Here is a 14,036-nt window from a genome sequence, read left to right on the forward strand (position 1 = left end):
TTGTTGGCACTTCTGGCCGCAACACACAATGTCCAGGCCAACGAAGCGCTGATAACGGCCCGCATCGAAGGCACCAACTTCATCAACACCACGCCCAAAGCCACTTACTGCAACTCGTTTCAAGGCGGAGCGTATTGCGTCAACAAATGGACCGTGGATCTGCCCATCACCTATCGCAAATGGGTCGACGTGAACGCCGCCAATGCCCGCGACAAGGTCTATATCAAGCTGCCCCCGCGCCAGGCGCTGACGCTGCAGAACCAGCTGACCGGACAGACGGCGACGATGTTCATTGCGTTCGCCGATGTCAGCCAACGGGTCAGCCACCTCAATGAAACCGTCGTCGGCGGTCAGCCGATCGGTTGCACAGCCTATGGAGGCCTGGGTGGAGGTCCGGGCTACTCGCAGTTTCTGTGGTCGGTCAACAACACCACCAATCCTCCTCCGTGCGTCTCGAACAAAACTGGCAACACGCACGTCGAGGATTCGGAATTCACGCGTACGGGCGTCATGTTCCGCCCCGAGTTTCCGCCCGCAGCCTCCCTGGCACCTGGCCGGTGGGAGGGCACACTCGATTATCCGGTAGGCATGGGCCAGGGCTTCGACTTCGGCACCATCGTCCAGAGCGACACCGACGTGATCCGTTTTCGCGTCCGGTTCGACGTCCAGCACGATATCCGCGTGGATTTTCCTGCCCACGGCACCGAGGTGAAACTCGCCCCACAAGGCGGCTGGGAAAGCGCAATCAATTCCAGCAAGGCGCCCGAGCGGCTTTTTCATGATTCGCCCTTGCGTCTTTGGGCTGGCGCGGCTTTCAAGGTGTACCTGGCTTGCGAACACCTGGGCAACGCCTATAACTGCCGCATGAAGAACCAGGCGAACGATCACTACGTGCAGGTGGACACGGCGATCTCCCTTCCCGGTGCGTTCACCAGCGATGGCCAGCCCGTCGATCGCCTGCCGCTGTACAGCCATGTCAGCAGAGGGCGAATCATCACGCCTACCACGACGGCCACCAACGCACCCGGCACGCTTCATTTCGATGTCACCGGCCGACGCGCTGCCGAGATGCTCCTTTACCCCGGCTCACGCTACAGCGGCGCGATCACCATCATCTACGACGCCAACCCGTGAGGATCACTTCATGAAATACCTTGTGCTATTGCTGGGCCTGACCGGCTTCGATGCCTGCGCTGCGCCACAACTGAACATCGGCAGCCTGTATGAATATTTCGACGGCAACCGCAGCACCTCCCTCAAGCGTATCTACAACAGCGGCGACACCGCAGCGTTCGTCAAGATCACCGTGGCCGAACTGGTCTACGCCGCCGACGGCACGGTCAGCGAAGTGCCGTTGGAGGGTTTGCCGGCCGAGCAGCGTAGCCTGATCGCCAGCCCGGCACGGGTGATCGTGCCGCCCGACGGCATGCAGCAGGTACGCCTGCTGTACCGCGGCGAGCGCTTGGCCGAGCGCTACTTCCGCTTGCGCTTCATTCCGGTACTTCCGGAAACCGGCGATGGTTTCGGCCTGAGCAGCGAGCAAGCCAGGCAGTACAACGACGCGCTATCGGCAGGGGTGAGCATTCTGGCGGGCTATGGCGCGGTGATGTTCGTCAAGCCGGCACAGACGACCTACGCCACTGAAGTGCTGCATGAGGCCGGCCGGTTCGCTATCCCCAACAAGGGCAACGCCACGGTGGTGCTGGATCACTTCAATGATTGCGATCGCAATGGCCAGCACTGCGCGCCGCCCACCAAACACCACATCCGGCCGGGCAAGACACTGTCGTTCGAAAAGAAAACCGGGCGTACCTATCGCTTCGTTCTGCAAGAGGGTTCGCAGAGCCGCCACGAGGCATTCGAAGGCTAGGCCCGCCATCGGTGCCTGGGCACCGAGGCGAAGCCGGTCGGAGGAAGTCGCTGACTTACAGATGACTTTCGGCGTATTCGGCCAGGATCGACCGCGGTACACCCTGCAGGGTGATGTGCACGCCTTGCGGGAAGTCCTTGAAGCGCTCCGTCAGGTAGGTCAACCCGGAACTTGGGGCTGACAGATAGGGCGTGTCGATCTGCGCCAGGTTGCCCAGGCAGATGACCTTGGAACCAGCGCCGGCACGGGTGATGATGGTTTTCATCTGGTGCGGAGTCAGGTTCTGGCATTCGTCGATCAGGATCAGGCTTTGCTGGAAGCTGCGGCCTCGGATGTAGTTGAGGGATTTGAACTGCAAGGGCACCTTGCTCAGGATGTAGTCGACGCTGCCGTGGGTGTTTTCATCCTCCATGTGCAGGGCTTCGAGGTTGTCGGTGATGGCGCCAAGCCAAGGCTCCATCTTTTCGGCCTCGGTACCGGGCAGGAAGCCGATCTCCTGATCCAGCCCCTGCACGCTGCGGGTGGCAATGATGCGCCGGTAGCGCTTGGTCACCATGGTCTGCTCGATGGCCGCAGCGAGGGCCAGGATGGTCTTGCCCGAACCCGCCGCACCGGTCAGGTTGACCAGATGGATGTCCGGATCCAACAAGGCGAACAATGCCAGCCCCTGATAGATGTCTCGCGGTTTGAGGCCCCAGGCTTCCTGATGCAGCAAAGGCTCCTGGTGCAGGTCGAGGATCATCAGCTCGTCGTCCTTGATGCCCTTGATCCAGCCGACGAAACCCTGCTCGTCGATGATGAATTCGTTCATGTGCACCGAAGGCAGCACTTCGCTCAACTGCACCCGGTGCCAGGTGCGGCCATGGTCCTGACGCGTCTCGACCTTGCTCACGCGGTCCCAGAACGAGCCGGTCACGTTGTGATAGCCACGCGAAAGCAGCGATACGTCGTCCACCAACTGGTCGGTGCTGTAGTCCTCGGCGGCAATCCCGCAGGCGCGCGCCTTGAGGCGCATGTTGATGTCTTTGGTGACCAGAATCACGCTCAGGTCGGGGTGACGCGTGTGCAGGTCGATCAACTGGTTGATGATGATGTTGTCGTTGAGATTCTGCGGCAACAGGTTCGAGGGCTCGGGCCGCTTGTCCATCAGAATGGACAGAAAGCCTTTGGTGTTGCCGCTGACGCGCATGATCGGCACGCCGGATTCGACCACGGCCGGCGACGCATCGCCCAGGGTCTTGTCAATCAGCCGGATGGCCTGCCGGCATTCGGCAGCGACGGTCTGCTTGCCATCCTTGAGTTTGTCCAGCTCCTCCAGCACGGTCATGGGAATGGCGACACGGTGTTCTTCGAAATTCAGCAGAGCGTTTGGATCGTGGATCAGTACGTTGGTATCGAGCACATAAAGGATTGGCTGATTGGAAGAGGTGCTGCGTCCTTGTTCATCCATACTCGGTCACCTTTTTGGGAGCCTGACAACGCAATACCTGGACGGTGCTGCGCCGCGAAAAGGCCGCCGGATTCCCACATCAAGGAGCAGGACCTGCGCACAGGTGGAGAGTCTGTCGAAGACGCCACCTGTGATGCAGGGTTCGGCGGTCTGTCTTCGTAATACCGCAAAACCCATGAAGGAAAAAAGCTCTTTACGGTTTTTTGAAGTTTATTTTTCAGCGGTGCGAATAACGCTTGGCGGGTGGCGCGGACGCCGTTAGAGTCAGAAGTTGTCCTGCCCCTCCTCGCCTGCGCAATTTTTCCCGAAAAACCGCCAACCCCCCGTAAATGCTGGCGTTTGCTGCCTGGGCCTATTGCACATCCGCACAGGCCTGCCAGTTGATACCGGTCTGGGCGGTTTCCTGCATCAGCCAGGGCAGCGCGGTCTGTGCCTTGGCCAGGTTGTCGTGAAACACCACGATTCCGCGCCGCCACAGCAGCATCAGGCTCAGCGCCCGCTCGCCAGCCTGCATGGCCGTCAGGCGGCTGTCATCGTCCATCGAATCGATGTTCCACAGCGCCACTTTCAGCCCCGCTCCGGCAAAGAATGCGGCGCTGTCGGCGCGACGCTGACCGTAGGGCGGGCGAAACCAAGGCACGTAGCTGTCGGGCAGATCGGTCTGCAGCAGGGCGATGCTGCGCAAGATCGAGTCCTGCCATTTGTCCCATTGCCCATGGGACACGTATTGCCAACCCAGGGTCGCCACGCACTGCCCGGCATACAGCGCCTGCAACTGGGCCACCGAGGTCTTTTCGGCACGCGCCTGCAGGCTTTGTCCGGGCACGAAGAAGGTGGCGCTCCAATCCTGCGCTCGCAGATACCCGGTCAACGCATCGGTAGAGCCATCGACCGGGCTCGGTCCGCCATCGAAGGTCAGCAGGAACGTGCGGTCGGCAAAACCGTTGCCATCGAATTCCTGCTCCGACAACAGTTGGACTTCGCTAGTGGTCTGCGGTGACACCGCAGCCAGGCGCAACAGTTCGTTGAGATAGGCCTCGCTGAACACCTGGCCCGGCACGGCAAACCCGGAGTAGAAGGATTCGGGATCGATTCCCAGGTCGGCCGCCTGGGTGCGCAGGTCGCCTTCGCTGTCGATGGCATAGCAGAACGAGGCATCCTGTTCGCAGCTTTGCTGGGCCAAGTCGAAATTGGCCCAGAGCCGCTGCCAGAGCCGCTGGCGCAAATCGTTGATCGCCAGCGTATTGATCTGGCGCAGGCCCAGGCGCGCGGTCAACTGTGCTTCGTCCTGGCTTTCACTGGCCAGCAACGAGCGGGCAAACAGCAGGATGTGCGCACGTGAGGCGACGTCAAACAACACCGGCGAATCGATGCGTTCCGGCCAGTGACTGCGGTCGAGAGTCGCCACCGGTGGTGCAGCGACGGCGGCCTGTGCGGCGCATACAACGGTGGCCAGCATCCATGATACCCAACGCAACGGCGATCTCCTCGATGACAGGGTGCGCCGGGCACTATACCGCTGTCGCTTGACAGCGCGCAGCTCTATGCAGCCCCGGGCCTTCCCCCACTTCGTTTCTATGATTACAGTAGGCAATCAACGGCGGCTCAGGAATCACCACATGCTTCGCTTGGCCCTCGCCGCACTAACGCTCATCACGCCCATGGCGTTCGCCGCCGGCAAGCTCAGCATCTACAACTGGCCCGACTACATCGCCCCCGATACCTTGCCCAACTTCCAGCGCCAGACCGGCATCGAAACCCAATACAGCTTCTTCGACAGCAACGAAACCCTGCAGAAGCGCCTGCGCGAATCGCCTGGAAAGTACGACGTGATCTTCCCTTCCAACCACTTCATGACCCGCCACATCAGCGCCGGCAACCTCACGCCACTGGACCGCACCCGTCTACCCAACTGGAAGTACCTGAACCCCGTGCTGCTGCGTGCCCTGGAAATCAACGACCCCGGCAACCGCTACGGCTTTCCGTACCTGTGGGGCGTCAGCGGCATCGGCTACAACGTCAAGCAGGTCAAGGCAGCACTCGGCGACGATGCTCCGGTGGATTCCTGGGACCTGGTGTTCAAGCCGGAAAACATCGCTCGCCTGCAGAAATGCGGGGTCGCCATCCTCGACATCGGCCCCGAGTTGCTGCCCATGGCACTCAATTACCTGGGCCTGCCCTCGCACAGCCGCAACCCTGCCGACTATGACAAGGCACGCGCGCTGTTGCTGAGCATCAAGCCCTACGTACGCTATTTCGATTCGGTGGAGTACAGCCACGAACTGGCCGAAGGCAAGCTGTGCGCGGTGGTCGGCTTTTCCGGGGACGTGCTGCAGGCGCAGACCCAGGCCAAACAGGAGGGCCAAGGCGTGGAGATCGAGTTCACGTTGCCGCGCGAGGGCTCGACCATGTGGTTCGACATGGTCGCCATCCCCGCCAACGCACCGAACGAAGACGCCGCGTACACCTTTCTCAACTACCTGCTCGAACCCAAGGTCATGGCCGACATCACCAACAGCGTGCACTACGCCAATGGCAACGAAGGCGCCGATGAGTGGGTCAACCCTGCACTCAAGGGTGACCGACGCATCTACCCAAGCGCCGAGGTCATGAGCAAGCTGTTCCTGCTGCAACCCATGCCCGCCGATATCGAACAGCTACGTACCCGCACCTGGAACCAGATCCGTCACTGAGGCGAGCATGGGATCAATCAATGATGCTCGCGGGTGGCGCGGAATTTCACGTCTGGCCAGCGTTCTTCCATCAGCGCCAGGTTGACCCGAGTCGGTGCCAGGTAGGTCAGGTGCCCACCGCCGTCGAGGGCCAGGTTTTCCGCAGCCTTGTTGCTGAATTCCTCGAGTTTCTTCTTGTCGGCGCACTCGATCCAGCGGGCGGACCATACGGTGATCGGCTCGTAGGCACATTCCACCTTGTATTCCTCTTTCAGGCGGCTGGCGACCACGTCGAACTGCAGCACGCCGACCGCACCCAGGATGATGTCGTTGCTGCGCTCGGGGAAGAACACCTGGGTGGCGCCCTCCTCGGCCAGCTGCTGCAAGCCCTGACGCAACTGCTTGGACTTGAGCGGATCCTTGAGGCGTACCCGGCGGAACAGCTCCGGGGCGAAGTGCGGAATACCGGTGAAGCCCAGGCTTTCGCCCTCGCTGAAGGTGTCGCCGATCTGGATGGTGCCGTGGTTGTGCAGGCCGATGATGTCGCCGGCGAACGCTTCTTCCAACTGCTCGCGCTCGGAGGAGAAGAACGTCAGGGCGTCGCCTATGCGCAGGTCCTTGCCCGTGCGCACATGGCGCATCTTCATGCCCTTCTCGTAGCGGCCCGAGCAGATGCGCATGAAGGCGATACGGTCGCGGTGCTTGGGGTCCATGTTCGCCTGGATCTTGAACACGAAACCAGTGAATTTTTCTTCCACAGGCTCCACGGTCCGCTCGTTCGCCACTCGCGGCAGGGGACGCGGCGCCCAGTTCACGACGGCGTCGAGCACATGGTCGACACCAAAGTTGCCCAGCGCCGTACCGAAGAACACCGGCGTCAGCTGCCCGTTCAGAAACTCGTCCTGATTGAACTCATGGCAGGCACCCTGCACCAGTTCCAGCTGTTCCACGAAGCGGTCGTATTCGTCGGCCAGGTGCGCGCGCGCCTCGTCCGAATCCAGCTTCTCGATGATTTTCACATCGGTGCGCTCGTGGCCATGGCCCGGCGTGTAAACGATGATGTAGTCGTCCGCCAGGTGATAGACGCCCTTGAAGTCGCGATAGCAGCCAATCGGCCAGGTGATCGGCGCGGCCTTGATCTTGAGCACCGCCTCGATCTCGTCGAGCAGCTCGATCGGGTCGCGAATGTCACGGTCCAGCTTGTTGATGAAACTGACGATGGGCGTGTCGCGCAGGCGACAGACATCCATCAGGGCAATGGTGCGCGGTTCGACACCTTTACCGCCATCGAGCACCATCAGCGCCGAGTCCACCGCCGTCAGGGTGCGGTAGGTATCTTCCGAGAAGTCTTCGTGGCCCGGGGTGTCGAGCAGGTTGACCATGTGCTCGCGGTAGGGAAACTGCATCACGGAAGTCGTGATGGAAATCCCGCGCTGCTTCTCCATTTCCATCCAGTCGGAGGTCGCGTGACGGTCGGACTTGCGCGACTTCACCGTACCGGCCACGGCAATCGCCTTGCCCATCAGCAAGAGCTTCTCGGTGATGGTCGTCTTACCCGCATCCGGGTGGGAGATAATGGCGAAGGTGCGGCGTTTCGCGACTTCGGCGGCCTGTTGGGTCATGGGGGATCGCCTGGCGAGGGATAGAAAATGGGCGCGGATTATAGCCTGCTTCAGGCGAAACCGCATCCTGCGCCACTCGCCCCCTGCCGATTTCGTTGCGCTGCAAACGTACCGTACGAATCGTGTTCCAGGCGTCTGTCACTGCCACGCAGTGGGCCGTGACATCGGTTAAAGGTGGCCAAATGCTGCCTCACTGTGGGAACCTCTCGCCGCACGGAGACGTCCATTCCCTGATTCGCGCTATCGTCAGGGGCTGCAAAATCAGCAAGTTAGCCTGACGAGGCTGCGCTTATGGCTCGCACCACGTGAGCTGCTATTCGCGTCCTACCTGGGCCGATCACTCTCCCGAGTGCTCATCGCAGGCCCGGTAGGCGCCGACTGAAAAAGGAGTCCGCCTGTGGCTAATCGCTATGGCAAAGGGCTGTTAGGGGGCGCGGTTATCGTCGCCGTCCTGGCCCTGCTGGTCCATTGGATCGGCATAAGCACTATCGAGCACTACCGCGAAGATCTGATTTTCTACCTGCAGGCGCACCTGATCCTGGTGCTGGTTTCAATGTTCGCCGCACTGCTGGTGGGCATCCCTGCCGGAGTCGCGTTGAGCCGCCCCAGCATGGTCAAGCGCGCCGAACGCTTCATGCAGATCTTCAACATCGGCAACACCATTCCACCCCTGGCGGTACTCGCCATCGCTCTGGGCATTCTGGGCATCGGCAGCGGTCCTGCCATCTTCGCGCTGTTTCTCGCCTCCCTGTTGCCCATCGTGCGCAACACCTACGAAGGCCTGAAAAACGTCCAGGGCTCGCTCAAGGAGGCCGCCACCGGCATTGGCATGACGCCGCGCCAGGTGCTGTTCAAGGTCGAGTTGCCCAACGCCGTGCCGATCATGGTCGGTGGGGTGCGCGTGGCGCTGGCGATCAATGTCGGCACCGCGCCCCTGGCGTTCCTGATCGGCGCCAACAGCCTGGGCAGCCTGATCTTCCCCGGCATCGCCTTGAACAATCAGCCACAGCTGTTGCTGGGCGCTGCCTGCACCGCGCTGCTGGCGTTGATCCTGGACGGCATCGTGACCCTGGTCAGCCGCCTGTGGTTCGAACGTGGGCTGACTCGCTGAGCGAAGGAATGAATCCAATGAAAAAGTTAAGCATCGTACTGGGCCTGGCCCTGTTGTGCGCAGGCGTCGTGCACGCCGCAGACCGACCGGTGATCCGCCTCGGCGCCCGGGTGTTCACAGAGCAGACCGTACTGGCAGCAATCACCGCCCAGTACCTGGGCAGCAAAGGCTATGACGTGCGCGTCACCGGCGGCCTGGGCAGCAACCTGGCGCGCAGCGCTCAGGAAAGCGGTCAGCTGGACATGCTCTGGGAATACACCGGGGTGTCTCTGGTGTCCTACAACCACATCGACGAAAAACTCGACAGCGCGGCCACCTACGCACGGGTCAAGCAACTGGACGCCCAGAAAGGCCTGGTCTGGCTGACGCCCTCGCGGTTCAGCAACACCTATGCCCTGGCGCTGCCTGAAGAAGTGGCCAAGGCCTATCCTCAGGTCAACACCATCAGCCAGCTGAACCAGGTGCTGATCGACGAGCCGAAGAAAGGCCATATCCTGGCCCTGGACACCGAGTTCGCCAACCGATCTGACGGCCTGGTGGGACTGACCCAAACCTACGACCTGAAATTCACCCGGCGTGACATCCGCCAGATGGACGCCGGCCTGGTCTATACCGCGCTGCGCAACGGGCAGGTGTTCACCGGTCTGGTCTACACCACCGACGGGCGTCTGAACGCCTTCAAGCTCAAGCTGCTCGAAGACGATCTCAAGTACTTCCCCGACTACACCGCCGCGCCGGTGGTCCGTCAGCAACTGCTCGATGCCCATCCGCAATTGGCCGCGCAGCTCAAGCCACTGGCCGAGATGCTCGACGATGCCACCATGCGCGAACTCAACGCGCAGGTCGACGTCGCGCACCGCAGCCCGACGGTGGTAGCGGCAGAGTTTCTCAAGGCCCATCCGATCAACGTCCAAGCCCAGGAGAAGCCATGAGTTTCCTCGACACCTTCTCCCACCTCGACTGGCCATTGGTGCTGCAATTGACCTGGCAGCACATCACGTTGGTCGGCATTGCGGTCAGCCTGGCCATCGTCTTCGGCGTACCCATCGGTATCCTGATGACCCGTTTTCCAGCGCTGGCAGGGCCTCTGCAGGCCTGCGCCACGGTGCTGCTGACCATCCCTTCGATTGCCCTGTTCGGGCTGCTGCTGCCGTTCTACTCCAAGTTCGGCCAAGGCCTGGGGCCGCTACCGGCCATCACTGCGGTATTTCTCTATTCGCTGTTGCCGATCCTGCGCAACACCTACCTGGCACTGACCGGCGTCGAGCCTGGCATCCGTGAAGCCGCCAAAGGCATCGGCATGACCTTCGGCCAGCGCCTGCGCATGGTCGAGTTGCCCATCGCGGTACCGGTCATCCTCGCCGGCGTGCGCACCGCCGTGGTGATGAACATCGGCGTCATGACCATTGCTGCCACCATCGGCGCTGGCGGCCTGGGCGTTCTCATCCTCACATCCATCAGCCGCAGCGACATGTCGATGCTCATCGTCGGCGCCGTGCTGGTCAGTGTCCTGGCGATCATCGCCGACCTGCTCCTGCAATGGCTGCAACGCGCCCTGACCCCCAAAGGATTATTGAAATGATCGAACTTCAGAACCTGACCAAGACCTTCCACAGCAACGGCAAGGAAGTCAAAGCCGTCGACGCGGTAAGCCTGACCGTCAACGAAGGCGAGATCTGCGTATTCCTCGGGCCATCGGGCTGCGGCAAGAGCACCACGCTGAAAATGATCAACCGATTGATCATGCCGACCTCCGGCAAGGTCCTGATCAACGGCGAAGACACCACCGGCCTGGACGAGGTCACCCTGCGTCGCAACATCGGCTATGTCATCCAGCAGATCGGCCTGTTCCCCAACATGACCATCGAGGAGAACATCACCGTGGTCCCGCGCCTGCTTGGTTGGGACAAGAAGCGCTGCGCCGAGCGTGCCCGCGAGCTCATGAGCATGATCAAACTGGAGCCCAAGCAGTATCTGCACCGCTATCCGCGCGAACTCTCGGGCGGCCAGCAACAGCGCATCGGCGTGATCCGCGCCCTGGCCGCGGAGGCGCCGCTGCTGTTGATGGACGAACCGTTCGGCGCGGTCGACCCGATCAACCGCGAGATGATCCAGAACGAGTTCTTCGAGATGCAGCGGGCCTTGAACAAGACCGTGATCATGGTCAGCCATGACATCGACGAGGCCATCAAGCTGGGCGACAAGATCGCCATTTTCCGCGCGGGCAAACTGCTGCAGATCGACCATCCCGACACCCTGCTGGCCCATCCGGTGGACGATTTCGTCAGCAACTTCGTCGGCCAGGACAGCACGCTCAAGCGCCTGCTGCTGGTCAAGGCCGAGGACGCCGCCGACAATGCGCCTTCGGTGAGCCCGGAAACGCCAGTGGCCGATGCGCTGGAATTGATGGACGAACACGACCGCCGCTACGTCGTGGTGACCGATGCGCAGAACAAGGCCATGGGCTATGTTCGCCGCCGTGACCTGCATCGCCAGACCGGAAGCTGTGTGGACTTCCTGCGCGAGTTCAACGCCACGGCGGCGTATGACGAGCACCTGCGCATCCTCTTGTCGCGCATGTACGAGTTCAACCGCTCGTGGTTGCCGGTGCTGGACGCGGAGAACGTATTCCTCGGCGAGGTGACCCAGGAATCGATTGCCGCCTACCTCAGCTCGGGCCGCTCGCGCGGCATGAAAACCAGCATCGTCTCCCCGGCCGAAACCGCCCAGGCCTGATGAGCACCCTCGCGTAGGAGCGGTCCGCGGCCGCGAAGGCCACCCCGCGGTCCGTCAGACAGACCGCATCGACTGCTTCGCGGCCGATGACCACTCCTACGCACTGCACACGCACTCATTCGTAGGAGCGGTCCGCGGCCGCGAAAGCCGCACCGCAATTCCCGCGCCCTACCCCAGATTGAACCGCGCCGTATTCTCGCTCAGCACCCGGCTCCCCTGCCCCAACCGATCCGCTGCCTGGTTCACCGCCCGCGCGCCATCGAGCAGACGCACCGCCGCCTGGTCCACCTGCTGAATGTTGCTGCTCACCTCATCGGCCGTCGCCGCCTGCTCCTCCACTGCCGTGGCGATCTGCGCCAGGGTATCGGTCACCCCTTGCACCGCCCCGGCAATCTCACCCAGGCGCTGACCCAGGCCCATGACCGACTGCGCATCGACCTGCGCCTGCCCACATGCGGCCTGCATCAGTTCCACGGCCTGCTTGACCGTCGAGCGCAGGCTTTCAACCGTGCCGGCAATCTGCCCAGTCGAAGCCTGGGTGCGCTGTGACAGGCTGCGTACCTCGTCGGCCACCACTGCAAAACCGCGACCCTGCTCGCCCGCCCGCGCCGCCTCGATGGCCGCATTGAGCGCCAACAGATTGGTCTGCTCGGCAATGCCGCGAATCGCATCCACCACCGACTGAATCTGCTGGCCCTGCTCGCTGACCCGGCTAAGCGCCTGCGCCGTGTCGTTCAAGCGCTGGTTGAGCTGCTGGATACTGGCCGTCGTGCGCTGGCTGTCACGGCTGCTGTCCTCGGCGATCTGCCGGGTCTGTTGGGCACTGCCCGACGCCTGCTCGCAACTGCGTGCCACGCCCTGCGAAGTGGCCGCAAGCTCGGTCGCGGCCGCAGCGATCTGACTGATCTGCTGCTGCTGCGCCTCGACCTCGTCAAGCGTGCCGCTGGATTGGCTGTTGAGCGTCACCACCGCCTGGCTCAACTGCACGGTTTCATGGTTGACGCCCAGCAGGCTGCTACGCAGCTGCACCACGGCGGCATTGAGCGCGGTACTGATCGCCGCCAACTCATCGCGTCCCTGCACCGCCACCTGCACACTCAGGTCACCGTCGCGCAGCGACTGCGCCAGCGTGGTGATGCCGCTGGCGCTGCGGCGAATCGACGCCTGCAGGCACACGAACAGATAGAGTGCCGCCAACAGCAGCAGGGCGAACACTGCCGCACCCGGAATCAGCTGGCGAACGGCCTGGTCATGGTAGTGATCCAGACGCAACTCCAACGACATCAGCGACTCGTGGCGCAAACCGTTCAGGGCGCCGAGCATTCTGTCCACACTGCTTTCGAACTGAGCCGCAGACAGCTTGATGTCGCCGCCGAACAGATTGTCGTCCAGACGCTTCAACTCACCGTCCAATGTACCCAGCGCCTGCTGATACTGCTCGTCCCAGCCGCGCAGTTGTTGCGGCAGGCGTTGCTGCAGCGTGCCACCGGCTTTCACCAGTTGCTCGCGCGCATCATTGATACGACTGCGCAGGTCACGCATCTGCAAACGACTTTGCAGGCTGAATTGCCCGGCGACCAGCGAGGACTGGCCAATGCTGCCCAGACGCCCCACACGCTCGATCAGATCAGGGGCTTGCTGAGTGGCGATCTGCATCAACAAATAGCTTTCGCGCCACGGATCGACGATCAATCCGCTGGCCATGGCGATCTGCTCGCGCAGCACCTGCACCGACGTCAGCGCCGCCGTGAAACGATCGTATCCATCGGGCCACCAGCCCACCTGGCGCAGGCTCGCCAAGTCGAGGCCTTTGGTCGCGGTCTGGGCCCCTTGCATTCGCTCCAGGGTGTCGGCTGGGGCTTTCTCGTGCGCCAGCTCGGCGGCCAGCTTATCGAGCGATGCCTGAATTCCCGGCGCGGCCGCCTCCAGGGCGGCGATCGCGGCCTGTGCCTCGGGGGTCGGCTGACGCTGGATATCCACCGCCTTCCAGCGCGCGGCACGATTGCGTTGCGCAGACAGCTGCGCATCCAGGCTGTCGAGTGCCTGTAACTGATGCACGCCGCTGCGCTCGGCATCGATCACCGCCAGCCGGTCGCGAAAATCCTCGCCCAGCAACCACAGGCTGCCGACCAGAGGCAGCATGAACAGAAGAAACAGCAGCTGAAACTTGCGGGCGAAACCATAGCGGCCCAGCAACCGGATACCCGGCGACAACAAAGCATGCATGTCCGACAACTCCACGGAGAATGCAGGTACCTACGGAAACGTGGCGCCAGCAAAATGCCACTGCAGCAAGATTCAGACCAACAGACTTTCTCCACCATTACCTGCAGCGCGGATCACGCCCCATCGGCTGCGGCTTCGCTTTGGTGCACCGACCCACCCGCGCATGCCTCCAATGAGTGCAGCAGTTGTGTAACCGGAAGTGGCAAGCAGACCGCAGCGCAGTACCCAGGGCGCATGCGCAGCCGCTTCGTCGATATGGCCCGGAATCTGCTACAGGCAAACCGCAAAAGCTGACCAGGCAGTTATGTTTAAGCACACGGCCAACGCTCGATCGGGCTTGCTCGCTACA

At 62.2% G+C, this 14,036-nt stretch carries 11 protein-coding genes and 1 pseudogene; 7 read left to right on the forward strand and 5 right to left on the reverse strand.

The features are described from left to right. Together IFT98_RS17810 and IFT98_RS17815 are read left to right on the forward strand one after the other, a co-directional pair. On the forward strand, window positions 1-1,134 hold the full coding sequence (locus tag IFT98_RS17810) for a hypothetical protein (RefSeq protein WP_192050454.1): 1,134 nt from the start codon (window positions 1-3) through the stop codon (window positions 1,132-1,134). Between the two features lie 10 nt (window positions 1,135-1,144). Continuing rightward, window positions 1,145-1,870 carry a molecular chaperone gene (locus tag IFT98_RS17815; protein WP_192050452.1) on the forward strand — a complete coding sequence of 242 codons (726 nt, stop codon included), beginning with the start codon at window positions 1,145-1,147 and terminating at the stop codon, window positions 1,868-1,870. A 55-nt stretch (window positions 1,871-1,925) separates the two neighbouring features. Here the strand turns inward: IFT98_RS17815 and IFT98_RS17820 are convergent, their stop codons facing one another. Together IFT98_RS17820 and IFT98_RS17825 are read right to left on the reverse strand one after the other, a co-directional pair. Further along, window positions 1,926-3,320, reverse strand: coding sequence for a PhoH family protein (locus IFT98_RS17820; RefSeq protein ID WP_122713557.1), 1,395 nt, complete (start codon window positions 3,318-3,320; stop codon window positions 1,926-1,928). A 352-nt stretch (window positions 3,321-3,672) separates the two neighbouring features. Continuing rightward, the gene (locus IFT98_RS17825) at window positions 3,673-4,779 is read right to left on the reverse strand and encodes a polysaccharide deacetylase family protein (protein ID WP_192050823.1); all 1,107 of its coding nucleotides are present in this window, start codon (window positions 4,777-4,779) and stop codon (window positions 3,673-3,675) included. Between the two features lie 160 nt (window positions 4,780-4,939). Between IFT98_RS17825 and IFT98_RS17830 the strand changes: the two genes are divergently transcribed. Beyond that, on the forward strand, window positions 4,940-6,013 hold the full coding sequence (locus tag IFT98_RS17830; RefSeq protein ID WP_192050450.1) for a polyamine ABC transporter substrate-binding protein: 1,074 nt from the start codon (window positions 4,940-4,942) through the stop codon (window positions 6,011-6,013). A gap of 17 nt (window positions 6,014-6,030) precedes the next feature. Here IFT98_RS17830 and IFT98_RS17835 read toward each other — a convergent pair whose 3' ends face one another. Next, entirely contained in the window at window positions 6,031-7,614 is a 1,584-nt protein-coding gene (locus IFT98_RS17835; protein ID WP_122479646.1) for a peptide chain release factor 3, read from the reverse strand. Between the two features lie 397 nt (window positions 7,615-8,011). On the opposite strand from IFT98_RS17835, the gene IFT98_RS17840 reads away from it, so the two are divergent. From IFT98_RS17840 to IFT98_RS17855, 4 genes are read left to right on the forward strand one after another with little or no spacing between them, the layout of a single operon-like run. Further along, window positions 8,012-8,725, forward strand: coding sequence for an ABC transporter permease subunit (locus IFT98_RS17840; protein WP_192050448.1), 714 nt, complete (start codon window positions 8,012-8,014; stop codon window positions 8,723-8,725). Window positions 8,726-8,742: 17 nt separating this feature from the next. Beyond that, a complete protein-coding gene (locus IFT98_RS17845) occupies window positions 8,743-9,657 on the forward strand; it encodes a glycine betaine ABC transporter substrate-binding protein (protein ID WP_192050446.1) in 915 nt (304 codons plus the stop codon). Then, entirely contained in the window at window positions 9,654-10,307 is a 654-nt protein-coding gene (locus IFT98_RS17850; protein ID WP_122479650.1) for an ABC transporter permease, read from the forward strand. Before IFT98_RS17845 ends, IFT98_RS17850 begins: the two co-directional genes overlap by 4 nt. Continuing rightward, window positions 10,304-11,461, forward strand: coding sequence for an osmoprotectant ABC transporter ATP-binding protein OsmV (locus tag IFT98_RS17855; RefSeq protein WP_192050444.1), 1,158 nt, complete (start codon window positions 10,304-10,306; stop codon window positions 11,459-11,461). Before IFT98_RS17850 ends, IFT98_RS17855 begins: the two co-directional genes overlap by 4 nt. A 168-nt stretch (window positions 11,462-11,629) precedes the next feature. Here the strand turns inward: IFT98_RS17855 and IFT98_RS21255 are convergent, their stop codons facing one another. Both IFT98_RS21255 and IFT98_RS21260 read right to left on the reverse strand, forming a co-directional pair. Continuing rightward, window positions 11,630-12,493: a methyl-accepting chemotaxis protein gene (locus IFT98_RS21255; protein ID WP_446731009.1), complete on the reverse strand. Its 864-nt coding sequence runs from the start codon at window positions 12,491-12,493 to the stop codon at window positions 11,630-11,632. Then, a pseudogene (locus IFT98_RS21260) lies at window positions 12,491-13,687 on the reverse strand (HAMP domain-containing protein); the annotation flags it as partial. The gene IFT98_RS21255 and the pseudogene IFT98_RS21260, both read right to left, overlap by 3 nt. Between the last annotated feature and the right edge of the window lie 349 nt (window positions 13,688-14,036).

Source organism: Pseudomonas sp. CFBP 8770 (assembly GCF_014841705.1).
GTDB lineage: Bacteria > Pseudomonadota > Gammaproteobacteria > Pseudomonadales > Pseudomonadaceae > Aquipseudomonas.

Bases quoted from the DNA above. Each gene is read 5' to 3' on its own strand.
- IFT98_RS17815 (WP_192050452.1), top strand. From the start codon at position 1,145: ATGAAATACCTTGTGCTATTGCTGGGCCTGACCGGCTTCGATGCCTGC.
- IFT98_RS17820 (WP_122713557.1), bottom strand. From the start codon at position 3,320: ATGGATGAACAAGGACGCAGCACCTCTTCCAATCAGCCAATCCTTTAT.
- IFT98_RS17825 (WP_192050823.1), bottom strand. From the start codon at position 4,779: ATGCTGGCCACCGTTGTATGCGCCGCACAGGCCGCCGTCGCTGCACCA.
- IFT98_RS17830 (WP_192050450.1), top strand. From the start codon at position 4,940: ATGCTTCGCTTGGCCCTCGCCGCACTAACGCTCATCACGCCCATGGCG.
- IFT98_RS17835 (WP_122479646.1), bottom strand. From the start codon at position 7,614: ATGACCCAACAGGCCGCCGAAGTCGCGAAACGCCGCACCTTCGCCATT.
- IFT98_RS17845 (WP_192050446.1), top strand. From the start codon at position 8,743: ATGAAAAAGTTAAGCATCGTACTGGGCCTGGCCCTGTTGTGCGCAGGC.
- IFT98_RS17850 (WP_122479650.1), top strand. From the start codon at position 9,654: ATGAGTTTCCTCGACACCTTCTCCCACCTCGACTGGCCATTGGTGCTG.
- IFT98_RS17855 (WP_192050444.1), top strand. From the start codon at position 10,304: ATGATCGAACTTCAGAACCTGACCAAGACCTTCCACAGCAACGGCAAG.